This is a genomic window from Novacetimonas sp. GS1, assembly GCF_036686925.1.
Lineage (GTDB): Bacteria > Pseudomonadota > Alphaproteobacteria > Acetobacterales > Acetobacteraceae > Novacetimonas > Novacetimonas hansenii.
This window is the reverse complement of sequence record NZ_VSZP01000001.1, coordinates 1,572,613-1,598,509: the sequence shown is the minus strand read 5'-3', so window position 1 is coordinate 1,598,509 and position 25,897 is coordinate 1,572,613. Positions and strand designations below refer to the sequence as shown.

The following is a 25,897-nucleotide window of genomic DNA, read 5'->3' as shown; positions in this document are numbered from 1 at the left end:
TCATGGCTTCAGTTTGTCAGCAGCATGGTGGACAGCAGCACCACCAGGCCGATCAGCATCGTAAAGGCATAGACCGCGATCGAACCGGTCTGGATCTTCACCGCCTGCCCCGCCGACGCCACGGTCATGCGGGCCAGCCCTTCGGGAATGCCCTCGACCATGCCTTCATCCACATCCTTCCACAACACGCGTGCCAGCGCCTTGTACGGACGGATGAAAATCAGGTCATACGCTTCGTCAAAATACCATTTATTGAGCAGGAACAGGTAAAGCGGACGCAGCGCACGCGCCAACGCCCCAGGGATTTCCGGGCGCAGCATGTAACAGACATAGGCAACAAGGATGCCCCCCACGGCGGCGATACTGGGCACGAGGGAGATGAACGCCGGCGCATGTTCCATCATTTCGATGATGTCGTTACCCGGCGCGTTCGCAATCGCCCCGTTCCAGAACGCCACCTGTCCCTTGCCAATATAAAGCGGCGCCAGCAGGATGCCGCCAAGGACCGCACCAAAGCCCAGCAAGATGACCGGACCGGTCATGGAAATCGGGCTTTCGTGCGCGCCTTCATGCAGGTGCGTGTCACGCGGCTTGCCATGGAACACCAGGAAGATCAGGCGCCAGCTATATAATGCCGTCAGGAATGCGGTGATGCAGCCCATGACCCAGCCATAGGTCCCCATCGTCGCAGGTGACATCCAGGCCGCATCAAGGATCGCATCCTTCGACCAGTATCCGGCAAAGGGAAAGATCCCCGCCAGCGCAAGGCTGCCAAGCCACATGCACACATAGGTCACCGGGATCTTGCGCCACAGCCCCCCCATGCGGAACATGTTCTGTTCGTCATGGACGGCATGGATCACGCAGCCCGCGCCAAGGAACAGCAGCGCCTTGAAAAACGCATGCGTCGTCAGATGGAACATCGCCGCCTGATAGGCACCAACACCAATCGCGACGAACATGTAACCAAGCTGCGAACAGGTGGAATAGGCAATCGTGCGCTTGATGTCGGGCTGCACCAGCCCCACGGTCGCGGCAAAGAAACAGGTCGTCGCGCCAATCAGGATGATGAAATCACGCGTCAACGGCGCGAATTCGACCACCGGCGACATCCGCGCCATCAGGAACACACCCGCCGTCACCATCGTCGCCGCATGGATCAGGGCAGATACGGGGGTCGGCCCCTCCATCGCATCCGGCAGCCACGTATGCAGGAACAACTGTGCCGACTTGCCCATCGCGCCGATGAACAGCAGCATGCAGATCACCTCGATGGCGCGATGGGCGCCAAACAGGTGATACACATCGTTGATGTGCGTGGGCACCATCGCAAAGATGTCGTCATACGTCACCGTGCCGAATTCAACATACAGCAGCGCAATACCAACCAGGAAGAACAGGTCCGCCACACGGTTGACGACAAAGGCCTTGATCGCCGCCGCGGCAGCGGACGGGCGCGTGTACCAGTACCCGATCAGCAGGTAACTGGCGAGGCCGACGCCTTCCCACCCGAAGAACAACTGGATGAGGTCATTGGACGTAACCAGCATCAGCATCGCAAACGTAAACAGCGACAGGTAGGAGAAGAAGCGGAAGCGCGGCATGGTTTCATGCGCCATGTACCCCGTGCTGTAGATATGCACGAGCGTGGAAACCACGCACACCATGGCGACGATGGACACCGACAGCGCATCCATGCGCAATCCCCACGAAACATGGAAATTACCCGCCTGGATCCAGTCCGACACGGGGACAAGGGCAGTCACCATACCACCCTGCCCCTCGATCAGCAGCGCACCGATGGCAGCAAGGCTTGCGATAAGCATCAGGATGATCGTCAACGCCTGTGACAGGGCGTCACCGATGATGCGCCCCCCCATCCCGGCGGTCAGGAACCCGACCAGCGGCGCGAAGACCGCAATTTCAAAAAGGCAGGATGCCGTTTGCATGATCCGATCACCCTTTCATCATCGTAATGCGATCGACCTCGATCGAGCCGCGATTACGGAAATAGACAGTGACGATGGCAAGGCCGATCGCAGATTCCGCAGCCGCGATGGTCAGCACGAACAGCGTGAACACCTGGCCCGACAGATCACCAAGCGTTGCGGAAAACGCCACGAAATTGATATTGGCCGACAGCAGGATCAGTTCGATCGACATCAGGATGATGATGACGTTCTTGCGGTTCAGGAAAATACCAAACACGCCAAGCACCAGCAGGATCGCGCTGATGACAAGGTAGGACGTGACGCCAATGGTGGCGATTGCACTATTCATTGTCCCGACTTTCTTTTTTCGTGACATCCTTGACCACGACAAGGGCGGTGCCTTCCTCAAGCGCCTGCTCCTCCTCGCGATAGGCCTGCGTGCCATAGGTTCCCGGCACGGCAGCGACGTCATAGGACCTGCGCGGGCGCAGGAAACCGCCCAAGGCATTCACACTGCGGCCAAGCGGCAGCGAAAGCATTTCCATGGACTCCGCGGGGTCGCGTTCATGCTGGCGTTCGATATCCTGACGCCGCCCGGTGGGCCGGTCACGCAGGGTCAGCACGATCGCCCCGATCATCGCCACAAGCAGCACGAGCGCACAGGCCTGGAACAGGAAGATATAGTGCGTATAAAGTACATCCCCGATCGCCGCCGTATTCGACCGCGTGGGCGTGGACGGAACCAGATGCGCGACATCACCGATATTGGATGCAACACGCCAGTGCATGAACGCCAGCACCAGTTCCCCCAGCAGGACCGCGCCGATGGCCGCGCCAAAGGGGGCGTAACGTTGCAGCCCCTCGCGCGCCTGTGCGATGCGGATGTCAAGCATCATCACAACGAACAGGAACAGCACGGCAACCGCACCGACATAGACGATGACCAAAATCATCGCCAGGAATTCGGCCCCCGCAATAAGGAACAGTCCCGCCGCGTTGAAAAACGCCAGTATCAGGAACAGGACCGAATGCACGGGATTACGGGCGCTGACCACCATCGAGGCAGAAAGAACCAGGACCGCCGCAAATATGTAAAAGACGATTTGGGTCATCATGGGTGACCTTCCTGCCGCATGGATATTTCCTCCTGCTGTCCGCATGTCCCCCGGCCATCACGCGAATGGATGCGGGACATGCGATCCGCCACGTCAACGGTACGGCGCATCCAGCTCCAGCCGGCGCGCAAGAACGCTTTCCCAGCGATCGCCATTGGCGAGCAGCTTGTCCTTGTTGTACATCAGTTCTTCGCGCGTCTCTGTCGCGAATTCGTAGTTGGGGCCTTCAACAATCGCATCCACGGGGCATGCTTCCTCGCACAGCCCGCAATAGATGCACTTCGTCATGTCGATATCGTACCGGGTGGTACGACGTGACCCGTCATCACGCGGCTCGGCCTCGATCGTGATGGCCTCCGCCGGGCAGGTCGCCTCGCACAGCTTGCACGCAATGCAGCGCTCCTCCCCATTGGGATAGCGACGCAGCGCATGTTCGCCACGAAACCGCGGTGACAGCGGCCCCTTTTCATAGGGATAGTTGAGCGTCACCTTGGGCTTGAAAAACGCCTTGAGCGTGACACTCATGCCCGAAACCAGTTCGGTCAACAGGAACGACCGGGCGGTACGGCTCAGATATCCCATCAGCTTGCTCCTCCGGGCAGCAGGCCCGTCACCATCAGAAAACCGGCCGTAAGCACCATCCATGCCAGCGAGAACGGCAAGAACACCTTCCACCCCAGCCGCATCAACTGGTCATAGCGATAGCGCGGGAACGTCGCGCGCACCCATATGAAGACAAACAGGCAGAACAGGATCTTGGCGATCAGCCACAGCGGCCCCGGCACCCATGTCAGCGGCGCGATCGCAAGCGGCGGCAGCCAGCCACCAAGGAACAGGATGCTGATCATGCCCGACATCAGGAACATGTTGGCATATTCACCAAGAAAGAAGAGACCGAACGCCAGTGCCGAATATTCGACGAAGAACCCGGCCACCAATTCGCTTTCCCCTTCGGGAAGGTCGAACGGCGCACGGTTTGTTTCCGCCAGTGCAGAGATGAAAAAGACGATGAACATCGGGAACATCGGCAGGCAGAACCAGACATGACGTTGCGCCAGCACAATGTCATTAAGGTTCAGGCTGCCAACCGCCAGCAGGACGGACACGATGACAAGGCCGATCGACACCTCGTACGATACCATCTGTGCCGCCGAACGCAGGCCACCAAGGAACGCGTATTTGGAATTGGATGCCCACCCTGCAATCAGGATGCCATAAACCCCAAGCGAGGAAATCGCGAGCAGGTAAAGCACGCCAACATTGATGTCCGCGACCGCAAGGCCATTGCCGGTCGGAATGACAGCCCATGCCACCATCGCAAGGGAGAAGGTCAGGAATGGCGCGAACAGGAACAGCATCCGGTTCGCACCGGCCGGAATGACCGTTTCCTTCGTCAGCATCTTGATGGCGTCGGCAAAGGCCTGCAACACGCCGAACGGGCCATTGACATTCGGCCCCTTGCGCAACTGCATCGCGGCCATGACCTTGCGTTCCGCAAGGGTCAGGTACGCCACCCCAAGCAGGAGCGGCACCAGCACGGCAAGCGTTTCAAGGACAACCAGCAGGACCTGCCCCACAAGCGTATGCAAAAAGAAATGCGTCACCTCACCTTACTCCGCTGCCTGGGCCGGGGGATGGACATAGGTCCGCGAACAGGTCTCCATCGTCGGGCTGGCGCGACAGATGGGACTGGTCTGGTAATAATCGGCGATGACCGGGACAAAGGGTGTGCCCGCGATGGCCACCTTGCCGCCATCGGGACTGATACCCTGTGGTGTTGCGAAACGGGGGTTCCCCTGTCGCGCGAACACAGGGTTGGCCTGTGCCAGACGCGCACGCAGTTCCTCCAGCGTGTCATAAGGGAGGGTATGGCCCACCACTTCGGAAAATGCCCGTAATATACGCCAGTCTTCACGCGCGTCACCCGGCGGCATGACCGAACGGAACGCCTGCTGCACGCGGCCTTCGGTATTGACATAAGTGCCCGGCTTTTCAGCGTAAAGCGCGCCGGGCAGGATCACATCCGCACGTGCGGCGCCCGCATCGCCATGATGCCCCTGGTAAATGACGAATGTATCATTGCCGATGCGATCGACAGGGAATTCATCCGCCCCCAGAAGCCACAGGATTTCAACCCCGTCACCAAGCATGCCCGCAACATCGCGCCCGCCCTTGCCCGGGACAAATCCCATATCCAGCCCTGCGACACGGCTGGCGGCGGTATGGAGCACGTTGAAACCATGCCATTGCGCATCAAGGGCGCCGACCTGGCCCGCGATATCCCATGCGGCCTTGAGGATCGCGCGCGCATCGGGACGTGTCAGGGCACCATGTCCGACGATGATCATCGGCTTTGCAGCTTTTTTCAGCACATCGAGGAACGGGGAACGTCCTGCCGCCAGATCCGCCAGGGCATCCGGCCCATCGCCCAGCACGTCCACCGCATAGGTCGGATCCGCCTGTGGCGCACCGATCATCGCGATCGGGAACCCGCCACGCCCGGCGGCGACGAAACGCTTGCGGATGCGGGCGTTCAGCACCGGCGCATCCTGACGCGGGATCGCACCGACAATCAGCAGGGCATCAGCCTCTTCTATCCCGGCAATGCCCGTATTGAAGGTATAGAAATCACGCTGTGACAGGTCATAATCCGCCCCGTCCTGCCGACAGTCGATATTCACCGACCCCAGCGCACCCATCAGGTCCTTCAGCGCCAGCATGCTTTCGGCATCGCACAGGTCCCCCGCAATCGCGCCGATCCGATCCCCTGCGACGCCCTTCAGCCGCTTTGCAAGGGCCACGAACACATCCTGCCACGATGCGGGCTGCAATTTGCCATGCACGCGCACCCATGGCCGGTCGAGGCGACGATGGCGGAAACCGTCCACCACGAAACGCCCCTTATCCGCCAGCCATTCTTCATTCACTTCGTCATTGGTACGCGGCACGATCCGCAGAACGCTTGCGCCACGGGCCTGCATCACGATGTTGGTGCCCACCGCATCGCACACATCAATGGAATCCGTGCGCTTGAGTTCCCATGGGCGCGCGGTAAAGGCATAGGGCTTGGACGTCAGCGCACCCACCGGGCAGATATCGATCAGGTTGCCCGACAGTTCGGACGTCAGCGCCTTTTCGACATAGTTGGTGACTTCCATGCTCTCGCCGCGCGAAACGGCGCCAAGTTCGGGCACCCCCGCGATCTCGGTCGCAAAACGGATGCAGCGCGTGCACTGGATGCAGCGCGTCATCACAGTCTTGACCAGGGGGCCAAGATACTTGTCCGTCACCGCACGCTTGTTTTCAGCATAGCGCGACTGGTCCGCGCCATAGCCGAAAGCCTGATCCTGCAGATCGCATTCGCCACCCTGGTCACAGATCGGGCAGTCCAGCGGATGGTTGATAAGCAGGAATTCCATGACCGCGCGCCGTGCCTTGCGCACGACCTCGGTATCGGTCAGGATCTGCATCCCTTCGCCCACCGGGAAACCGCACGATGCGACGGGCTTGGGCGCGCGCACCACCTGCACCAGGCACATGCGGCAGTTCCCCGCCACCGACAGACGTTCATGAAAGCAGAAACGCGGGATTTCCTTGCCTGCCGCCTCGCATGCCTGCAACGCACTGGACCCTGCGGGCACTTCGACGGGAATGCCGTCAACGGTTACTTTTACCATGTCCCTTACTCCGCCGCTGTCGGCAGGTCAGCGGGAACCTGCACCAGACGCCCGCCGCCATGCGCGGCCTTATAGGCATGGATGCGTTCCTCCATCACCGGGCGGAACCGCCGGATCAATCCCTGGATCGGCCACGCCGCCGCATCGCCCAGTGCGCAGATCGTATGGCCTTCGACCTGACGCGTTACCTGTTCCAGCATGTCGATCTCCTCGATCTCCGCACGGCCTTCGACCATGCGTTGCATGACACGCATCATCCACCCCGTCCCCTCGCGGCAGGGTGTACACTGGCCGCAGCTTTCATGCTTGAAGAACTGTGAAAAACGCGCGATGGCGCGGATGATGTCGGTGGATTTGTCCATGACGATCATGCACGCGGTACCCAGCCCGGAACCTTCGGCACGCAGGCTGTCGTAATCCATCAGGACCGTGTCGCACACTTCACGCGGCAGCATCGGCACCGAACAGCCGCCGGGAATGACCGCAAGCAGGTTGTCCCACCCCCCACGTACACCGCCGCCATGTTTTTCGATAATATCCCTGAGCGGCACGCCCAGCTCTTCTTCGAACACGCATGGTGTATTTACATGGCCCGAAATGGCCATCAGCTTCGTGCCTGCGTTGTTGGGACGGCCCAGCCCGGAAAACCATGCAGCCCCACGACGCAGGATGGTGGAGGTAACGGCGATGCTTTCCACATTATTGACCGTGGTGGGACACCCATACAGGCCCATCGCCGCGGGGAATGGCGGCTTCATCCGTGGCTGGCCCTTCTTGCCCTCAAGGCTTTCAAGAAGCGCCGTCTCTTCGCCGCAGATATACGCACCCGCACCGCGATGGATGTAGAAATCGAAGTCCCACCCCGATCCGGCCGCATTTGGACCGATCAGTCCAGCTTCGTACGCTTCCTCAATGGCGTGCTGCAGGTGCTGCGCCTCATTGAAGAATTCGCCACGGATATAGATATAGGATTTGTGCGCCCCCATCGCGAACGACGCAATCAGCGCACTTTCGATCAGCTTGTGCGGATCATGGCGCAGGATCTCGCGATCCTTGCAGGTGCCGGGTTCGGATTCGTCGCCATTGATCACCAGATAATGCGGGCGGCCATCCGATGCCTTTGGCATGAACGACCATTTGACACCGGTTGGAAACCCCGCCCCCCCGCGGCCACGCAGTCCTGATGCCTTCATTTCCGCAATGATGGCATCACGCCCGCGCGCCAGGATGGCGGCTGTGTCGTTCCAGTCACCGCGCTGTCGCGCGCCCGCCAGACGCCAGTCGTTCTGACCGTACAGATTGGTAAAAATCCGGTCCTTGTCCTCAAGCATGTCCCGTCTTTCCTACCCGTTATCCTGCGTGCCGGTGCCCTGCCCCGCAGCACTATCCAGCAGCGTCTTGCGCCCCCCCACGGGGGCAGAATCCATGCGATCGATGGTCGGGCCTGCTTTTGGCCGTTCGCCACGGCGCAGGGCGGCGATCAGTTCGGTCGTGCGCGGGCCGTCCATATCCTCGTAATAATCATCATCAACCTGAAGGATCGGGGCGTTCGCGCAGGCGCCAAGGCATTCCACCTCGGTCATCGTGAACATCCCGTCCGCGCTGGTTCCGCCAAACGCGTCGATGCCGGTCGCAGCCTTGCACGCCGCCGTCACATCATCCGATCCACGCAGCCAGCATGACGTTGTGGTGCAGACCTGCAGGTGGTATTTCCCGATCGGCTTCGTATTGAACATCAGGTAAAAGGTCGCGACCTCATAAACCCGGATCGGCGCCATCTCCAGCCGATGGGCCACCGCGTCCATCGCGACACGGGGCACCCATGCACTGCCGGTCAGGCGTCCCATCTGCTTCTGCACCACATAAAGCAGCGGTATGACGCCGCTCGCCTTGCGTTCAGGGGGATATTTGGCAAGTATCTGCGCGATCTGCCGTTCACTTTCCGCATCGAAAGCGAATGCGGCAGGCTCCGCGTCATGGGGGATGTTGGACTGCGCGGACATGTCGTTCACCTGTCTATTTCACCAAACACCAGATCCAGCGAACCGATGATCGCAACCGCGTCGGCCAGCATGTGCCGCCGCGCCATCACGTCCATGGCCTGCAGGTGGGCGAACCCGGTGGGGCGAATCTTGCACCGATAGGGACGGTTGCTGCCATCAGCGACCAGATAGACGCCGAATTCGCCCTTGGGGCTTTCGACGGCGGTATAGGTCGCGCCCGGCGGCACATGGTATCCTTCGGTAAACAGCTTGAAATGATGGATCAGGGCTTCCATCGAGCGTTTCATCTCCCGCCGTGGCGGGGGGGCAATCTTGCGGTCCTGGACCTTGATGGGACCGGGCTTCATCTGGGCAAGGCACTGCGCGACGATCTTCACGCTTTCACGCATTTCCGCAACGCGCACCAGATACCGGTCATAGCAGTCGCCCTGACGCGCCACCGGCACGTTGAACTCAACCTTGTCGTAATTGTCATATGGCTGTGAACGGCGCAGGTCCCAGGGCACGCCCGATGCGCGCAGGCATGGTCCGCTGAAGCCCCAGGCCAATGCCTGCTCGCTGGTGAAAACGCCAATGCCGACCGTGCGCTGTTTCCAGATACGATTGTTTGTCAGCAGGGATTCAAGGTCGTCGATCCAGCGCGGGAATTCCGTCGTCCACTGCGCAATGCGTTCCTCCAGCCCGGCAGGCAGGTCGCGCGCGACGCCGCCGGGACGGAAATAATTGGCATGAAAGCGTGCGCCCGATGCTGCCTCGTAAAACTCCAGCAGCTTTTCACGCTCTTCATACCCCCACAGGGCCGGGGTCAGCGCGCCGCAATCCAGACCGAAGGAGGTCAGGTTAAGGATATGGTTCAAGATGCGCGTGATTTCCGCGAACATGACACGAATCCATTTCGCGCGGTCCGGGATTTCAAGGTTCAGCAGCTTTTCCGTCGCCAGCGCGAACGCCTGCTCCTCACACATGGGGGAGACGTAATCAAGCCGGTCGAAATATGGCAGCGCCTTGGGATAGGTCTTGTATTCAATCAGCTTTTCCGTGCCACGGTGCAAAAGCCCGACATGCGGGATGGCGCGGGTCACGACCTCGCCCTCCATCTCCAGGATCAGGCGCAACACACCATGGGCAGACGGATGCTGGGGACCAAAATTCAGCGCATGCGAGTCGATTTCGACAACATGCCTGCGGGCATCGCCGTCACTTCCTTCCGGCAGCAGCGCTTCGGGAACATTCGGGTCCAGGGTCACATCACTCATCGTTCGGTTTCCCTTATTCCTGGCGCTTGATGTTCTGGCGGAACGCATGCGCCTTCTCGTCACCGGGCAGGGTCAGGATGCCTTCCCACGGCGATTCAAAGTCGAAATTGCGGAAGTCCTGCTTCAACTGCACAGGCTCATAGACCACCTGCCGACGTTCCTCGTCATAACGGGTCTCGACATAACCGGTCAGCGGGAAGTCCTTGCGCAGCGGATATCCCTCGAACCCGTAATCGGTCAGGATACGGCGCAGATCGGGCTGATCGGCAAACAGGACGCCGAACAGGTCATAACATTCGCGCTCCCACCAGGTGGCCGACGGCCACAACCGGTGGACGGAGGCGACGGGCTGGGTTTCATCCGTGGTGACGATAACGCGGATACGGTGGTTATGGGTGACGGACAGCAGGTTATAGACGACGTCGAAACGCTCCGCCCGATCAGGATAATCCACCCCACACAGATCCATCATCTGCTCGCACGCATAACGTGGATCATCACGCAGCATGGTCATGATCGCCAGCAGGTAGGGGCGCGTCGTGCGCACCACAAGTTCCCCGCCCTCGATCCCGGCGGAAATGATGCCTGGCACCGACGTGCCAAGCGCGAACGCCACGGACCCAAGCGACGCCTGCGCCTGCGTCTGGAGCGCAGGCAGGGTGTTTGAGGACTCAGCCACGGAGAATCGTCCCTGTCCTGCGGATTTTCTTCTGAAGCTGGAGGATGCCGTAAATCAGCGCCTCCGCCGTGGGGGGACAGCCGGGGACATAGACATCCACAGGGACGATCCGGTCACAGCCACGCACCACGGAATAGGAATAATGGTAATATCCCCCCCCGTTCGCACATGACCCCATGGAAATGACCCAGCGTGGCTCTGCCATCTGGTCGTACACACGACGCAGGGCGGGAGCCATCTTGTTCGTCAATGTGCCCGCGACGATCATCACGTCCGACTGCCGCGGCGACCCGCGCGGAATGATACCCATGCGGTCCAGGTCATAGCGCGGCATGTAGGCGTGGATCATTTCCACCGCGCAGCAGGCCAGGCCAAAGGACATCGGCCACAGGCTGCCGGTGCGCCCCCAGTTCACGATCTTGTCCAGATTGGCGACGACAAAACCCTTTTCCGTGATTTCGCCCGTAACACCACGGATAACGGCGTCCTGTTCCGGGCCGGGGGGCAGCATGTCGCGATTCCACGCGATACTGTCCGATGGGCGCCCCTGCCCTGATGAATTGCTGCTCATGCTTCCTGTCTCCTTCCCTGCTGCCTCAATCCCACTCCAGCGCGCCCTTGCACCATTCGTAGATGAAGCCGACCGTGAGGACCGCGAGGAAGCCCATCATCGACAGGAACCCGAACCATCCGATGCGCGACAGGCTGACCGCCCAGGGGAACAGGAAGGCCACCTCAAGGTCGAAAATAATGAACAGGATCGCCACAAGATAAAAACGCACGTCAAACCGCCGCCGCGTGTCATCGAACGGTTCGAAACCGCATTCATATGCGGATGTCTTTTCCGAATACGGCTTCTGCCAGCCGAAAAGCAGTGAACTTCCCAGCATGGCGGCCGCGATTACAACCGCGATTGCACCGAATATCAGTACAGGGAAATAATCCGCGATGACGGAATGCATGGCCCAGGTCCCCAAACCTTGTTGATTGAACCATCCGTGTCTTGAGCGACTTCTGTATGGCTGGGGCAAAGTTAGCCACAAACCCCCATGCCCGAACAGACGGTTAGCCCGCATTAAGGCAGGAACATTACCGTGATGTTAGGGAATACCGCAGAAATACAGTCATTGTGCCCGCATTACTTATCGGGAACTTTTTGTTGTCTTCATATTTCTGTGTTCTGGAAGGTTCGATGCCCTCAGGCAGCATACGGCCGCATACAATCCCACACGCCACAATATCGGGGCATGACAGGAAGCGCAGGATTTTCATTTGGGGAAATGGCGCGAGTGACGGGGCTCGAACCCGCGACCTCCGGCGTGACAGGCCGGCGCTCTAACCAACTGAGCTACACCCGCGTAGGTGTGTGGGGGATCTCTACCGATCCATCCCGGTGGCGTCAACAGGGTATGACACCTGAAACGTCCTGATCGCGATAATATCGTCATCTTATGACGATCACCGGATCAGTATCATCATGCAGCATGCTGCATGGTGGGCGATGACGGGATCGAACCGCCGACCCTCTCGGTGTAAACGAGACGCTCTACCGCTGAGCTAATCGCCCTTGTGATGCATCAGAAACAGAGGGGCCGGTAATCCACATCGTGGACCAGCACCCCTCAACCTGAGGCAAGCTGCTTATTTGCTTACAGCTTCTTTCAGGTTCTTGCCAGGCTTGAATCGCACGGAAGTCGAAGCCGGAATGTCGATCTCTTCACCCGTGCGCGGGTTGCGGCCCTTGGCGGCCTTGCGGGTTGCGGTCACAAACGTACCGAAACCGACCAGACGTACTTCCTGTCCGTTGGACAGGGCCTTTTCGATCGCGCCGAACACAGCATCGACCACTTCGCCCGCCTTCGCCTTTGCCAGGTCGGCGTTCTCGGCAACAGCAGCAACGAGTTCCTGCTTGTTAAGTGGCTTCTCCATTTTACGCCTTTCTATGTAACTGACTGCGACCGCTTCATCACGTATGTTTTGGCGTCGCATTTTCTGCCTGCACTATGCCGCTGTTTTCTCTCACGTCAACCGACCGAAGGCAGGGAATGACCCACAAAATCGGTCATTCCCCCCTGTCATGACAATTTTGCTACGCTTGACAGGTGCCCCAATCAGTGCGGTAGCGACGCCAGCGCCGGTTCGGCGGCCGGATTGGTGGCCACGCCTTCAGGCGGTTCCACCCATTCGATTGGATCGGGTGCATGGACCAGCGCCTTGGAAATGACCTCGTCCACGTGGGCGACGGGAATCACCTTCAGGTCGTCGATCACCGTCTTGGGGATATCCACCAGATCCTTTTCATTATCCTTGGGGATAAAGACCGTGCGTATTCCCGCGCGATGCGCCGCCAGCAGCTTCTCCTTCAGCCCACCAATGGCCAGCACACGCCCACGCAACGTGATTTCCCCGGTCATGCCGACATCACGACGCACGGGAATACCGGTCATCACGCTGACGATCGACGTGGCCATGGCGATGCCTGCCGACGGGCCATCCTTGGGCGTCGCGCCTTCGGGCACATGCACATGCAGGTCACGCTTTTCAAACAATGTCGGCTTGATGCCAAACGACACGGCCCGGCTGCGGACATAGGACAGGGCCGCCGCCACGCTTTCCTTCATCACGTCGCCAAGCTTGCCCGTCAGCTTGATGTTGCCCTTGCCCGGCACCATCACGCTCTCGATCGTCAGGATCTCGCCCCCCACTTCGGTCCAGGCAAGGCCGGTGACGACCCCGACCATATCCTCGGTTTCAGTTTCGCCATGGCGGAAACGCTTTACGCCTGCATATTTTTCGAGGTTGTCCTTCGTGATCGCAACCGACTTGGCCTTGCCCGTCACGATTTCCGTCACGGCCTTGCGCGCAAGGGTGGCGATCTCACGCTCAAGGTTACGCACCCCGGCCTCACGCGTATAGCTGCGGACCAGTTCAAGCAGGGCGTCGTCACTGACGGACCATTCGCCGGGTTTGAGGTTGTTGGCCTCCGCCTGCTTGGACAGCAGGTGGCGCTTCGCAATCTCGACCTTCTCATCCTCGGTGTAACCTGACAGGCGGATGATCTCCATGCGGTCAAGCAGCGGCTGCGGCATGTTCAGGCTGTTGGCCGTGGTGATGAACATCACATCCGACAGGTCGTAATCCACCTCCAGATAGTGATCGCCAAAGGTTGCGTTCTGCTCCGGGTCCAGCACCTCAAGCAGAGCCGAGGACGGATCGCCACGCCAGTCGGCACCGAGCTTGTCTATCTCATCAAGCAGGAAGAGCGGATTCGACGTCTTCGCCTTTTTCATGCCCTGAATGATCTTGCCGGGCATGGAACCGATATAGGTCCGCCGATGACCGCGAATCTCCGCCTCGTCACGCATTCCACCCAGCGACATGCGCACATACTGCCGTCCCGTCGCCTTTGCGATCGAACGTGCAAGCGACGTCTTGCCCACGCCCGGCGGCCCGACAAGGCACAGGATCGGCCCCTTGAGCTTCTGCGCACGACTCTGCACCGCCAGATATTCAAGGATGCGTTCCTTGACCTTCTCCAGCCCATAATGGTCGGTATCGAGGATCTTTTCCGCTTCGGGCAGGTCGTGGCGCACCTTGGAACGCTTTTTCCACGGAATGCCCAGCAGCCAGTCGAGGTAGTTGCGCACCACCGTCGATTCGGCTGACATCGGGCTCATGGTCCGCAGCTTCTTCAGCTCCGCCACCGCCTTGTCGCGGGCTTCCTTGCTCAGCTTGGTCTTGGCGATCTTTTCCTCAAGCTCGGCGGTCTCGTCCTTACCGTCCTCACCTTCGCCAAGTTCCTTCTGGATCGCCTTGAGCTGCTCATTCAGATAGTATTCGCGCTGCGTCTTTTCCATCTGCCGCTTGACGCGGTTGCGGATGCGCTTTTCCACCTGCAGGACACCGATCTCGGCCTCCATGTGGGCGAAAACCCGTTCCAGACGTGCATTGACATCCTGGATTTCAAGGATTTCCTGTTTTTCGGAAATCTTGAGGTTCAGGTGGCTTGCGATCGTATCCGCCAGCTTCGACAGGTTGTCGATCTGATTGAGGGAGACGAGAACCTCCGGCGCGATCTTCTTGTTCAGTTTGATATACTGCTCAAACTGGGAAATGATCGTGCGGCCCAGAGCCTCGGCTTCCTTGCCGTCGGTTTCCTCTTCCGACACTTCCTCGATCTCGGCCTCGAAATGGCCGTCGATCTCATGCAGGGTGGAAATGCGCGCACGACGCCCGCCTTCAACCAGCACCTTGACCGTCCCGTCTGGCAGCTTCAGCAACTGCAGGATCGTGGAAACCGTGCCATAACGGTAAATATCATCGACAGACGGATCATCCTGCGACGCGTTCTTCTGCGCCACCAGCAGGATCTGCTTGTCGTTCTTCGTGACGGCTTCCAACGCACGGACGGATTTTTCCCGCCCCACGAACAGCGGCACGATCATGTGGGGAAACACCACGATATCACGCAGCGGCAGGACGGCCATCGTGTCCTTTTCGCGCGGGGCAATGTCGTCGCCTTCATGCGACGACACCGATACCGGCACATTCTTTTCCGTATTTTCGGGGGTGCCGGGCACCTGGTCCAGTCTTTCGGATTCAGACATGTAACTTGACCTCCTGATGGACGATCCCGGGTCCACACCCGACACGCGGCCTGCGAACCCGTAACACCACACATGCGGTGACCTGATGAGTCATGTTGTCACTTGCCTTCACTGGCACAAGTGAGAGAATCGCAAATGACATGCATCATCAAAAACGAAAAACCTTTGCCAAAAGCAAATCCGGCGCGACTCAGGCGGACTGCTCTTCTGGCTGGGCCTTGCCATAGACATAGACCGGCGGGGCCTTGTTTTCCGCCGCGTCCTTGTTGACCACGATTTCCTCTACATTCTTCAGGCCCGGAAGGTCGAACATCGTCGTCAGCAGAATGCTTTCCAGAATGGCGCGCAGGCCACGCGCACCGGTGCGCCGCGCAATCGCGCGCTGGGCGATCGTACTCAACGCCTCATCGGAGAAGGTAAGCTTCACATCTTCCATCTGGAACAGGCGCGCATACTGCTTGACCAACGCATTCTTGGGCTTGGTCAGGATCTCGATCAACGCGGCTTCATCAAGGTCTTCAAGCGTGGCGAGAACCGGCAGACGACCGATGAATTCAGGGATCAGGCCGAACTTCAACAGGTCCTCGGGCTCGATATCGCGCAGGATCGCGCCCGTGCGGCGGTCATCGGGGGATTGCACATCCGCGCCGAACCCGATTCCCGATCCCTTGCCCCGGGCGCTGATGATCTTGTCGAGGCCTGCGAACGCACCACCACAGATAAACAGCATGTTGGTGGTGTCCACCTGCAGGAATTCCTGCTGTGGATGCTTGCGCCCGCCCTGCGGCGGGACAGAGGCCACCGTCCCTTCCATGATCTTGAGCAATGCCTGCTGCACGCCCTCCCCACTGACGTCGCGGGTGATCGAGGGATTGTCGGACTTGCGCGAAATCTTGTCGATCTCGTCGATATAGACGATGCCGCGCTGTGCCTTCTCCACATTGTAATCTGCGGCCTGCAGCAGCTTGAGGATGATATTCTCCACGTCCTCACCCACATAACCTGCTTCGGTCAGGGTCGTGGCGTCGGCCATGGTGAATGGAACATCAAGGATTCGCGCCAGCGTCTGCGCCAGCAGCGTCTTACCCGATCCTGTCGGGCCGATCAGCATGATGTTCGACTTTGCGATCTCGACGTCGTTGTTCTTCTGGCTGTGGGCCAGACGCTTGTAATGGTTATGGACCGCAACCGACAGCACCTTCTTGGCGTGCATCTGTCCGATGACATAGTCATCAAGGATATTGCAGATCTCACGCGGGGTCGGCACGCCATCACGCGATTTCACAAGGTGCGTCTTATGCTCCTCGCGGATGATATCCATGCACAGTTCGACGCATTCATCGCAAATGAACACGGTTGGACCGGCGATGAGCTTCCGGACCTCGTGCTGGGACTTGCCACAGAACGAGCAATAAAGGGTGTTTTTGGAATCGCCGGATTTGTTGTTCATAACCGCTCCTATTCCCCCGCAAGGAGGAACCTGTCCATTCCCGACGACCGGAACCTTTCACCTGTCCCGGTGCGCCGCAGCTTATCCAGTCGCCAAGGGATTGAAGATGCACCGCGCGGCATCCCCTTTCCCCAATAACACGCCAGCCGTATCACGCGACGGTGGCTTTCGTCGTGCCTGCAGGGACATGGGAACGCGCACGCGACATCGCGCATCGCAGTCCCGTGTCGCCCGCATGCATATCAGTCGGCGGCCTTTTCGGTTGCATGGTTGCGTACGACTTCATCAACGATGCCAAACGCACATGCCTCTTCCGCCGACATGTAGCTGTCACGTTCGAGCTTGCGCTCGATTTCCTCAAGCGTGCGACCGGTGTGGGTTTCATAGATCTCGTTCAGGCGCTTGCGGATGGTCAGGATTTCCGTTGCCTGAATTTCGATGTCACTGGCCTGCCCCTGCGCCCCGCCGGAGGGCTGATGCACCATCACGCGGGAATTGGGCAGCGCGAAACGGCGACCCTTCTCCCCGCCGGCCAGCAGCAGCGACCCCATCGACGCCGCCTGGCCAATGCACACCGTACTGACGGGGCTGCGGATATACTGCATGGTGTCGTAAATCGCGAGACCAGCCGACACCACCCCACCGGGGCTGTTGATATAGAACGAGATTTCCTTGGTCGGGTTCACGCTTTCCAGATACAGGAGCTGCGCGGACACGACGGCGGAAACCTGATCGTATACAGGCCCGGTCAGAAAGATGATGCGCTCTTGCAGCAGGCGGGAATAGATATCGAATGCCCGCTCCCCGCGAGAGGTCTGCTCGACCACCATCGGCACAAGAGCATTATTGAAGATCTCTACGGGATTGCGATCCCTCATAGCCATATTCCCGATCCTGAAAAGCAAAAGCCCGACCTGCCCTGATTTTCCGACGTGCATGGGCGCGCCATCAAAACGGAGCAGCCGGACCTTTCCCGGTTACTTATGACAAAATAGAGACAAACACGCCAGATACCACCCCATTGCCGTCATTTTAGACAATATGATGCGAACATGACCTGCTGGCCCCGTCACGAAGGTCGTTGGACACGTAAAAACCACAACCGATCTTTACGCGTCCAGCCGACGTCCGCAAGGCCTGAACCGCAGCCTCAGATGACCGCAGCCTCAGACACTGGCTTCCGGCATCTCGGCCAGTTCCTCGGGCGTCACTTCCTTGTCTTCGACCTTTGCCAGTTCGACGATGTAGTCGATGACCTTGTTTTCAAAGATCGGGCCGCGCAGGCTGTCGGCGGCCTGCGGGTTCTTGCCAAAGAACTCGAACACGGCCTGTTCCTGGCCGGGATAGCGCATGGCTTCGGCACGGATCGCCTGCACCATCTCGTCCTGCGTGACGGAGATGTTGTTGACGCGTCCGATTTCCGCCAGCAGCAGGCCAAGCTTCACACGGCGTTCGGCAATCTTGCGATAGTCGGCGCGCAGCGTGTCTTCGTCCTTGTCCTTGTCCTCGTCATCCAGACGACCAGCCTTGCGGTCTTCCTCGATACGGTTCCAGATCTGCGTGAATTCGGCGTCAACCATGCCCGGAGGCGCGTCAAACGCCGTCTTTTCCGCCAACTGGTCCAGCAGGTCGCGCTTCAGGCGCAGGCGCGAAAGCTGCTCGTATTCCTGTTCCACCTGCTTGGTGATCAGTTCACGAACCTGCTCCAGCCCTTCAAAACCAAGCTTCTTGGCCAGCTCGTCATCAATCGGCGCATCGACCGGACGCTTCAGCTCCTTCGCCTTGATGTCAAAGGTGGCTTCCTTGCCTGCAAGGTTCTCGGCCTGATAATCGGCCGGGAACGTGACATGGATCACCTTTTCGTCACCAGCCTTCATGCCTTCAAGCTGCTCGGCAAAGCCGGGGATGAAGCCCGCGCCACCGATCTCGACATTCACGTCGTCGGCGGAACCGCCATCGAACGCGACGCCGTCGATCTTGCCGACGAAATCAACCATCAGGACATCGCCGTTTGCGGCGGGACGGTCCTCGGTGATCGTCTCAAACTCACGCTGGCGACCGGCGATTTCCTTCAGCGCCTTGTCAACCGTTTCCGCGTTCACCGCGGACTTCAGCCGTGTCAGCGACAGTGCCGAAAGGTCAGGCACCGGGATTTCGGGCAGGATCTCGAACGCAAGCGTGTATTCAAGGTCGGCCTTGCTGTCGGGTTCCCCGCCGGAGACGAGGTCAACCTTCGGCTGCATCGCCGGGCGCAGGCCGCGTTCATCCAGAAGCGTGCGCGTCGCGTCACCGATGACCTGATCCAGGATTTCCCCCTGGACCTCGGCCCCGAAACGCTGCTTGACGATGCTCAGCGGCACCTTGCCGGGACGGAACCCGGGCAGCTTCATGGACTGTCCAATTTCTTTCAGGCGCGCCGTGCGCTTGCTTTCAATTTCCTGCGCCGGAACCGTGACGGTAAAACCGCGCTTCAGGCCATCGGAAAGCGTTTCAGTAACCTGCATCTGCCAGGCCATCCTCTCGGTCAGAACGTATCAAAGAACGCAAGAGGCCGGTTGGGCCACCACGTCTGCTCGCATAACGCGAATTGCCGGGGTTTTATGGTACGGGCGAAGGGACTTGAACCCCCACGACTTGCGTCACCAGAACCTAAATCTGGCGTGTCTACCAATTCCACCACGCCCGCACATTGCCCAAGCTACAAGCGCGCGGCTTTAGCGCAGAGTAGCCATCGGGGCAAGATGCGAACCAGAATAACACACTCTCAGCCGTGCTTTTTTTGCCCTTCCGCCTCGGCCTTTGCGCGCGCCTCACCCAGATGCAGGTCGAACTGCTCCGCAATGGGCCATGGCCCCGCGCGCATCGCGGCCTCTCCATGCAGCCACACGGCCGCGCATGCCCCCTCCCACGCGGGCATACCCGCAGCCAGCATGGCGGCGATGATCCCGCTCAGCGTATCGCCTGACCCCGCCGTACCCAGCGCGGGCGTCGCATGATCGTTGATCGCAACCCGCCCATCCGGGGCGGCGATGATCGTATCCGGCCCCTTCATCACCACCACGGCATCAATCAGGACCGCCGCCGCGCGCGCCGCAGCCAGACGATCATCACCGGGATGGCCGAACACACGCGCGAACTCCCCCGCGTGGGGGGGTGACGACGGCCGCCCCACGCAAAAGGCCGGGCCGCCCCGCCGCCATGGAAAATGCCCCCGCATCCGCCACAACCTGCCGCCCGGCCTCCACCAGCACGGGAAAGACGCTGCCCACCTCCTCCACCGTCAGGCCGGGGCCACAGACCCATACCCTGCGCCGGGCGTCGGCCAGAAGGTCGGTCAACGGTGCGGCATCCACAATCAGGCCCGCCGGGACCTGCATGCGGTACAGGTCGGCAGCCCCCCCCACCGCCAGCCGCACCAGCCCTGCGCCGCTGCCCCGCGCGCCCGCCGCCGAAAGCCGCGCCGCACCGGGCATCTGCGCGCCACCACATATACTGACGACACCACGGCTGTATTTATAACTCTCCACCCCGCAATGCGGCACCTGCCACAGGCCCGGCGCATTGCGCCATGTCCGCACGCCCACCTGCCCCACGGCATTTTCGGGAATGCCGATATCCGCCACTTCGCACCGTCCGCACAACTCCCGCCCCGGCAGGAGGAGATGCCCCGGCCTGGGCCTGCAAAACGTGACCGTCAGTTCCGCGGCCGGGGCATAACCGCGCACCGCCCCGGTCGCCCCGTCCACACCCGTGGGCATGTCGATGGCGATGAGCCGCCGCGCCGCACGCAGCACATCGGCGACCTCTCCTTCCACCGCGCGTGACAGGCCCGCGCCGAATACCGCATCGATCACAAGGTCGAACCGCCCCACCTGCGCGACATCGAACGGCACCATGGGCCCCGACCACAGCGCGGCGGCGGCAGCCGCGTCGCCACCCGGCCGCGGCGGCGCAAGGGCCGCGACACTGACGGGCCATCCGGCCTGCGCCAGACGGCGCGCGGCGACATAGCCATCCCCCCCATTGTTCCCCGGACCACACAGCACAAGCACGCGGCACGGCCGCACATGACGACGCACCGCACGTTCCACCGCGCGCCCCGCATGTTCCATCAACGTGCGAATCGGCACCACCCGCGCGGCAAGGGCATCCACACGCCCCATCTGCGCCGGATCGGGAAGAAGCAGTCTGTATGCGGCGTCATTCATGATCGGTCCCCCTGCGTGCATGGCCTGCCTGCGGGCCGGGATATCCGGGCATGGAGGCAGATGGGGCAAAATATGCCCGACGGCATGCAATATCTTGCATTATGGACGCAAAATCGGGAAACAACCGTCCATGCTTTCCCGATGGGCGCCATGCCGGATACGCATTCGCCCGTCCCATCGTTTTCCAAACCGGAGGCGTCATGTCCCACTCCATTCTCTGGAGCCTTGTGCTCGCCGTTCACCTTCTTGGCATGGCCGCATGGGTGGGCGGCATGATCTATGCCGTGTTCGTACTCCGACCGAGTCTCGGCCTGCTTGACGCCATCCCCCGCGCGTCCGTCCATCTGCAGACACTCAACCGCTTCTTCCGCATCGTATGGCATGTCATGCCGATGGTGCTGGTGACGGGGTGGCTGATGATCCTGCACGAAGGCGGATTCGCAGCAATCGCGTGGCAGATCAACCTGATGCAGTTGCTGGGCCTGATGATGGCCCTGATTTTCGCACGGATCTATTTCGGCCCGTACCAGAAGGCCCGCCGCGCCATGCGCCCGCAACCGGCGATGTTCGATTCGATCCGCTCACAGATCCTCATCAATATCGGCCTTGGGGTGCTGACGATCATTACGGCATCCCTTGCCCACCCGTTCTGAGACACCTTCCACAGCAAGCGGGCATGCCCAGCAGAGGTAAATGCCCAAATAACTGATGCACATGCGCACAGGCATCCTTGATTTTCATACGGGATGCAGATAGGCAGGGGACGTGTGGAATGTAGGGATTCGCCCTTGGTCCACAGGCCCCTGCGTTGCTGCAGGCGATCAGGCGCGCTAACCTGATAGGCGGTATGGTAGCAATCCGGACGGGACCTCACCACTGACACGTTCGAGAGAATTTTGAGCGCCAAGAAGAACACGACATCCGCTCCGGCCGGTTCCGCCAAGGTGGGCCGGCGCGTTGCCGCGACCGCAGGCGACATAATGCCGATATCCGACATTGAAATCGTTACCCCTCCGGAAACGGAAGACGCGCCACAGCCGCTGTTTTCCGAACTGGGCCTGTCCGCGCCGATCCAGCAGGCGATCGAGGAGATGGGCTATCGCCATCCCACCCCCATTCAGGCACAGGCGATTCCCTATATCCTGATGGGGCGCGATGTTCTGGGCGTGGCGCAGACGGGCACGGGCAAGACCGCGTCCTTCACGCTGCCCATGCTGGAAATCCTGTCCGGCTCACGTGCACGGGCCCGCATGCCGCGCTCCCTCATTCTGGAGCCCACGCGCGAACTGGCGCTTCAGGTGGCGGAAAACTTCGTCAATTATGGCAAGCACCTCAAGCTGACACATGCGCTGCTGATTGGTGGCGAAAGCATGGCGGAGCAGAAAGAGGCCCTCAATCGCGGCGTTGACGTCCTGATTGCGACTCCGGGGCGGCTGATTGACCTGTTCGAACGCGGTGGCCTGTTGCTGACGCAGACGAAGCTGCTGGTTATTGACGAGGCAGACCGCATGCTCGACATGGGGTTCATCCCCGATATCGAGAAGATCGTCAGCATGCTGTCGCCGATACGCCAGACGCTTTTCTTCTCTGCCACGATGGCACCTGAAATCCGTCGCCTGGCGGACATGTTCCTGCACAACCCCAAGGAAATCACCGTCAGCCGCCCCTCTTCGGTCGCGTCCACCATCGAGACGGGACTGGTGATCGTGGAAGAAGATGACAAGCGTCGCGCCCTGCGCAAGCTGCTGCGCGAGAGCGACATGCAAAACGCGATCATCTTTTGCAATCGCAAGCGCGACGTGGACGTCTTGTGCAAATCCCTGCTCAAGCATGGGTTTTCGGCCGGGGCACTGCATGGCGACCTGCCACAGTCGCTACGCTTTTCCACGCTGGAGGCGTTCAAGTCTGGCGAACTCAAGATCCTCGTCTGCTCCGACATCGCCGCGCGCGGGATTGATATCGGCGGGCTGTCGCATGTCTTCAATTTCGACCTGCCGTTCCATGCGGAAGATTATGTCCACCGCATCGGTCGCACGGGCCGCGCAGGCCGCACCGGCCATGCCTACAGCCTTGCGACCCCTTATGAGCAGCCGTTAGCCGAAGCGATCGAAAAACTGACCGGCAAGCCAATCGTCCGGCTGGAGGTCAAGGGAATCGACCAGACCGAATGGTCTGATGAACCACGCCCGCGTGGCCGCAAACGTGGTGGCAAGCCTGCTGAAGTGCGTACAACACCACAGGCGCCCGCGCCCACTGGCAAGACCTCTGCGCCATCGCGCAAGCCAGCAGTCGAATCGCGCAATGCCGTTGCCCCCACGGCTGTATCCGCCACCGCGGCGCCACCAGCGCGTCCGGCATCCCCGCCGCGCCACGCGGCAACGGCCCATGCCCGCGAAGAACATGGCAATGAGCGGCCCCAGGCCGGGTTTGGCGGTGATATCCCCGCCTTCATGCTGCTGCCGCGTCGCACGGCGCCTGTCATCCCCACGCCCGAGGATGAAATCCGGCCGGACTGACCCGAAAGACTTTGCCCGTGTCTGAAATCATGCAGGTTCATATCGATGCCCTTGGCGCGGAAGGGCACGGTCTTGCACGCCTGCCTGATGGTGCCGCCCTGTTCGTCGCGGGCGCACTCCCCGGCGAGGACGTTACCGTTCTTCCGACAGGGGACGGCAGGGCACGGTTGGAAAAAATCCTCCATCCCTCCGCCGACCGGGTGGATCCGCCCTGCGACCTGTTCGGACGATGTGGCGGATGCTCCGTGCAGTATATGTCCCTGCCCCTGTCATTGCGGTGGAAGACGGACACCGTCCTGCGTGCCCTGCATGGCGCAGGCTATACCGACCCGATCCCCGTGACTTCATGGCAGGGGGCGCCACTGACACGCCGCCGGGTGGATCTTGCCTTTGCCCGCACGGAACAGGGTATGGTCATCGGGCTGCACCGCAAACGTGGCGAGGTCGTGGACATGACCCAATGCCACGTGCTGGAACCCGCGCTGTTCGCGCTACTTCCCCTCCTGCGGCCAATGCTGCATTCGCTGCCTGCCATCCGGCGTGGCGGGGACCTGCAGATCAATATGCTCGATAGTGGACCGGACCTGCTGCTGGCCACGGATGGCCCGCTTGGCCCTGATGACCGCCGTATCCTGGCGCAGTTTGCAGCCAGCCAGCGTATTCCACGGATTTCGTGGCGTCCCCAGGGCAGTCATGACATCCCGGAAACCGCAGCACAGACGGGTGGGGTATGGCATGAATTTTCCGGTGTGCGCACGGCACCGCCCCCGGGTGCTTTCCTTCAGCCCAGTCGGGCGGGTGAGGACGCAATCCGGCGCGCCATTCTCGAGGCCCTGCCGACCAAGCGGCTCAAGGGAGATATTATCGAACTTTATGCCGGATGCGGCACGCTGTCCTTCGCCCTTGCCGAACGGGGACGGGTCATGGCCCATGAAGGGGACGCAGCCGCCTTTGCCTGCCTGAAACAGGCATGTGGCGGCACACGGGTGCAACCATTCCATCGCGACCTCAACCGGCAGCCAGTCATGGGTGCTGTCCTGGCAAAGGCTGGGGCGGTCGTGCTGGACCCCCCTCATGCCGGCGCGGGCGCGCAGCTTCATCAGATTACCGATGGCAAGCCACTGAATGTCATTTATGTCAGTTGCAACCCCACCGCCCTGCGCCGCGATGCAACAGCATTGCGACAGGCCGGATACCGGCTGGACCGCCTGACGGTAATCGACCAGTTCCTGTGGTCCACCGAGGTCGAGAGCGTATGCCTGTTCACCCGACCAGCCCCACCACGACGCCGCTGAAACAGCGCGGACCCAACAATGCCGCGCTTACAAAGTGCTGGCCCTGAATCTTCTGACAGGCCACCGATGGCTGAAGCTTTTTCTTCTTTCATCGGCGGGTCATTTCCAAACAGCCCCCAGAAGACTGTTTGAAAAGTGAGTCTCAATAACATCCTGAAATTATAAAGGTTTTTTGGTGAGGCTTTTTCTGAAAAACTTCAGAAGACGCCGCCTTTTCGAAAAAAGGCGGCACCCAAAAACTTTTCTTTTTTATCAAAGAGTTGTTTTCAAACAATCTCTAGACGTGGAAGCTTTCACCACAACCGCAACGCCCTTTTTCATTGGGGTTGGAAAATGTGAAGCCCGCTTCAAGCTGCTTGACCTCGTAATCCATCACCGACCCGATCAGGAACAACGTCGCCTTGCGATCCACCAGCAGGGTGACACCATGATCGCGGACCACTTCATCCCCTGGTCCTGCCTCATTGACGAATGACATGTCATAGGCATGACCGGAGCAGCCTTTGGTCGAAATGCCGATCCGCAGCAATTGCCCGGCATGGGCATTGGCGTAAAGGGAAACAAGGCGTTTTGCCGCGCGATCCGTCAGCGTCATCAAGGGCGGCAGCTCACGGCGTGCAGCGGTCGTGGGGGCCGTTGTGGCAGGGGCGGGATCGGTATGGGTTGTCATGGCTGTATTCCCGTGGATCAGAACATGTTCAGGGTCAGGCGGGCATCCTCGCTCATACGCGACATGTCCCATGGCGGCTCCCACACGATTTCGACCGTGGCGGTGCTGACCTCGTCAATCTTTTCGACCGCTTCCTTGACCTGCGCAGGAAGCTCCTGCGCACTTGGACAATTGGGGGCCGTCAGGGTCATTTCAATCTTGACGGTACCATCATCATGCAGGTCGATGGCGTAAATCAGCCCCAGTTCATAGATATTGACCGGGATTTCCGGGTCAAAGACAGTTGCGATCGCCTCGATCACCGCATCTTCCGACGCCATGCCATCGGTCGTGCGCGCCACAGGCTGCGCGCCATCAGGGGTCCAGACAGACATGACCTCCCCTTCCCCTGCCGGGGCATGGTCTTCCTTCAGCGAGAAAGCCGCAGGGTCCTGCGTTTTTTCCCGTTCGGGGACGGATCGCGTATCGTCGGATTTCACTTCCATGACGC

At 60.3% G+C, this 25,897-nt stretch carries 22 protein-coding genes, 3 tRNA genes and 1 pseudogene; 3 read left to right on the top strand and 23 right to left on the bottom strand.

What is annotated here, in order from left to right:
* Nucleotides 1-8 precede the first annotated feature (8 nt).
* From nuoL to FYB92_RS07250, 21 genes and pseudogenes are all read right to left on the bottom strand, one after another.
* On the bottom strand, nucleotides 9-1,949 hold the full coding sequence (nuoL, locus tag FYB92_RS07350) for an NADH-quinone oxidoreductase subunit L (RefSeq protein WP_332828406.1): 1,941 nt from the start codon (nucleotides 1,947-1,949) through the stop codon (nucleotides 9-11).
* 7 nt (nucleotides 1,950-1,956) lie between these two features.
* Nucleotides 1,957-2,280 carry an NADH-quinone oxidoreductase subunit NuoK gene (gene nuoK, locus FYB92_RS07345; RefSeq protein ID WP_332828405.1) on the bottom strand — a complete coding sequence of 108 codons (324 nt, stop codon included), beginning with the start codon at nucleotides 2,278-2,280 and terminating at the stop codon, nucleotides 1,957-1,959.
* Nucleotides 2,273-3,046: an NADH-quinone oxidoreductase subunit J gene (locus FYB92_RS07340; RefSeq protein WP_075595124.1), complete on the bottom strand. Its 774-nt coding sequence runs from the start codon at nucleotides 3,044-3,046 to the stop codon at nucleotides 2,273-2,275. Before FYB92_RS07340 ends, nuoK begins: the two co-directional genes overlap by 8 nt.
* Nucleotides 3,047-3,139: 93 nt before the next feature.
* Nucleotides 3,140-3,628 (bottom strand): NADH-quinone oxidoreductase subunit NuoI, encoded by a 489-nt coding sequence (gene nuoI / locus FYB92_RS07335; protein WP_003620721.1) that lies wholly within the window; start codon nucleotides 3,626-3,628, stop codon nucleotides 3,140-3,142.
* Entirely contained in the window at nucleotides 3,628-4,650 is a 1,023-nt protein-coding gene (gene nuoH, locus FYB92_RS07330; RefSeq protein ID WP_003620724.1) for an NADH-quinone oxidoreductase subunit NuoH, read from the bottom strand. The genes nuoI and nuoH overlap by 1 nt, the downstream gene beginning before the upstream one ends.
* Nucleotides 4,651-4,656: 6 nt before the next feature.
* Nucleotides 4,657-6,723, bottom strand: coding sequence for an NADH-quinone oxidoreductase subunit NuoG (gene nuoG / locus FYB92_RS07325; protein ID WP_332828404.1), 2,067 nt, complete (start codon nucleotides 6,721-6,723; stop codon nucleotides 4,657-4,659).
* Between the two features lie 5 nt (nucleotides 6,724-6,728).
* On the bottom strand, nucleotides 6,729-8,054 hold the full coding sequence (nuoF, locus tag FYB92_RS07320) for an NADH-quinone oxidoreductase subunit NuoF (protein WP_062809070.1): 1,326 nt from the start codon (nucleotides 8,052-8,054) through the stop codon (nucleotides 6,729-6,731).
* A 12-nt stretch (nucleotides 8,055-8,066) separates the two neighbouring features.
* Nucleotides 8,067-8,726 carry an NAD(P)H-dependent oxidoreductase subunit E gene (locus FYB92_RS07315; RefSeq protein WP_003620731.1) on the bottom strand — a complete coding sequence of 220 codons (660 nt, stop codon included), beginning with the start codon at nucleotides 8,724-8,726 and terminating at the stop codon, nucleotides 8,067-8,069.
* 5 nt (nucleotides 8,727-8,731) lie between these two features.
* Nucleotides 8,732-9,982, bottom strand: a complete 1,251-nt coding sequence (locus tag FYB92_RS07310) for an NADH-quinone oxidoreductase subunit D (protein ID WP_062809071.1) — start codon at nucleotides 9,980-9,982, stop codon at nucleotides 8,732-8,734.
* 13 nt (nucleotides 9,983-9,995) lie between these two features.
* The gene (locus FYB92_RS07305; RefSeq protein ID WP_003620735.1) at nucleotides 9,996-10,661 is read right to left on the bottom strand and encodes an NADH-quinone oxidoreductase subunit C; all 666 of its coding nucleotides are present in this window, start codon (nucleotides 10,659-10,661) and stop codon (nucleotides 9,996-9,998) included.
* Nucleotides 10,654-11,232 carry an NADH-quinone oxidoreductase subunit B family protein gene (locus FYB92_RS07300; RefSeq protein WP_003620737.1) on the bottom strand — a complete coding sequence of 193 codons (579 nt, stop codon included), beginning with the start codon at nucleotides 11,230-11,232 and terminating at the stop codon, nucleotides 10,654-10,656. Before FYB92_RS07300 ends, FYB92_RS07305 begins: the two co-directional genes overlap by 8 nt.
* A 25-nt stretch (nucleotides 11,233-11,257) precedes the next feature.
* Nucleotides 11,258-11,623 carry an NADH-quinone oxidoreductase subunit A gene (ndhC, locus tag FYB92_RS07295; RefSeq protein ID WP_003620739.1) on the bottom strand — a complete coding sequence of 122 codons (366 nt, stop codon included), beginning with the start codon at nucleotides 11,621-11,623 and terminating at the stop codon, nucleotides 11,258-11,260.
* A 319-nt stretch (nucleotides 11,624-11,942) separates the two neighbouring features.
* Nucleotides 11,943-12,019 (bottom strand) — tRNA-Asp (locus FYB92_RS07290).
* Between the two features lie 134 nt (nucleotides 12,020-12,153).
* Nucleotides 12,154-12,228, bottom strand: a tRNA-Val gene (locus tag FYB92_RS07285).
* Nucleotides 12,229-12,302: 74 nt separating this feature from the next.
* Nucleotides 12,303-12,650 carry an HU family DNA-binding protein gene (locus tag FYB92_RS07280; protein WP_159107935.1) on the bottom strand — a complete coding sequence of 116 codons (348 nt, stop codon included), beginning with the start codon at nucleotides 12,648-12,650 and terminating at the stop codon, nucleotides 12,303-12,305.
* Between the two features lie 122 nt (nucleotides 12,651-12,772).
* Nucleotides 12,773-15,268 carry an endopeptidase La gene (gene lon, locus FYB92_RS07275; RefSeq protein WP_003620744.1) on the bottom strand — a complete coding sequence of 832 codons (2,496 nt, stop codon included), beginning with the start codon at nucleotides 15,266-15,268 and terminating at the stop codon, nucleotides 12,773-12,775.
* Nucleotides 15,269-15,458: 190 nt separating this feature from the next.
* Nucleotides 15,459-16,718 carry an ATP-dependent Clp protease ATP-binding subunit ClpX gene (gene clpX, locus FYB92_RS07270; RefSeq protein WP_003620747.1) on the bottom strand — a complete coding sequence of 420 codons (1,260 nt, stop codon included), beginning with the start codon at nucleotides 16,716-16,718 and terminating at the stop codon, nucleotides 15,459-15,461.
* A 242-nt stretch (nucleotides 16,719-16,960) separates the two neighbouring features.
* Nucleotides 16,961-17,596 (bottom strand): ATP-dependent Clp protease proteolytic subunit, encoded by a 636-nt coding sequence (locus FYB92_RS07265; protein WP_062809073.1) that lies wholly within the window; start codon nucleotides 17,594-17,596, stop codon nucleotides 16,961-16,963.
* 288 nt (nucleotides 17,597-17,884) lie between these two features.
* A complete protein-coding gene (gene tig / locus FYB92_RS07260) occupies nucleotides 17,885-19,222 on the bottom strand; it encodes a trigger factor (RefSeq protein ID WP_062809916.1) in 1,338 nt (445 codons plus the stop codon).
* Nucleotides 19,223-19,319: 97 nt separating this feature from the next.
* Nucleotides 19,320-19,404 (bottom strand) — tRNA-Leu (locus FYB92_RS07255).
* A gap of 78 nt (nucleotides 19,405-19,482) precedes the next feature.
* A pseudogene (locus FYB92_RS07250) lies at nucleotides 19,483-20,926 on the bottom strand (NAD(P)H-hydrate dehydratase).
* Nucleotides 20,927-21,126: 200 nt separating this feature from the next.
* On the opposite strand from FYB92_RS07250, the gene FYB92_RS07245 reads away from it, so the two are divergent.
* From FYB92_RS07245 to FYB92_RS07235, 3 genes are all read left to right on the top strand, one after another.
* Nucleotides 21,127-21,579 carry a CopD family protein gene (locus FYB92_RS07245; RefSeq protein WP_040510914.1) on the top strand — a complete coding sequence of 151 codons (453 nt, stop codon included), beginning with the start codon at nucleotides 21,127-21,129 and terminating at the stop codon, nucleotides 21,577-21,579.
* 243 nt (nucleotides 21,580-21,822) lie between these two features.
* On the top strand, nucleotides 21,823-23,442 hold the full coding sequence (locus tag FYB92_RS07240; protein ID WP_075595088.1) for a DEAD/DEAH box helicase: 1,620 nt from the start codon (nucleotides 21,823-21,825) through the stop codon (nucleotides 23,440-23,442).
* 29 nt (nucleotides 23,443-23,471) lie between these two features.
* Nucleotides 23,472-24,737 (top strand): class I SAM-dependent RNA methyltransferase, encoded by a 1,266-nt coding sequence (locus FYB92_RS07235; protein WP_332828985.1) that lies wholly within the window; start codon nucleotides 23,472-23,474, stop codon nucleotides 24,735-24,737.
* 277 nt (nucleotides 24,738-25,014) lie between these two features.
* Here the strand turns inward: FYB92_RS07235 and FYB92_RS07230 are convergent, their stop codons facing one another.
* Together FYB92_RS07230 and FYB92_RS07225 are read right to left on the bottom strand one after the other, a co-directional pair.
* Nucleotides 25,015-25,407 (bottom strand): iron-sulfur cluster assembly accessory protein, encoded by a 393-nt coding sequence (locus FYB92_RS07230; RefSeq protein ID WP_003620759.1) that lies wholly within the window; start codon nucleotides 25,405-25,407, stop codon nucleotides 25,015-25,017.
* A 17-nt stretch (nucleotides 25,408-25,424) separates the two neighbouring features.
* A complete protein-coding gene (locus FYB92_RS07225; RefSeq protein WP_003620760.1) occupies nucleotides 25,425-25,892 on the bottom strand; it encodes an SUF system Fe-S cluster assembly protein in 468 nt (155 codons plus the stop codon).
* Nucleotides 25,893-25,897: the final 5 nt, after the last annotated feature.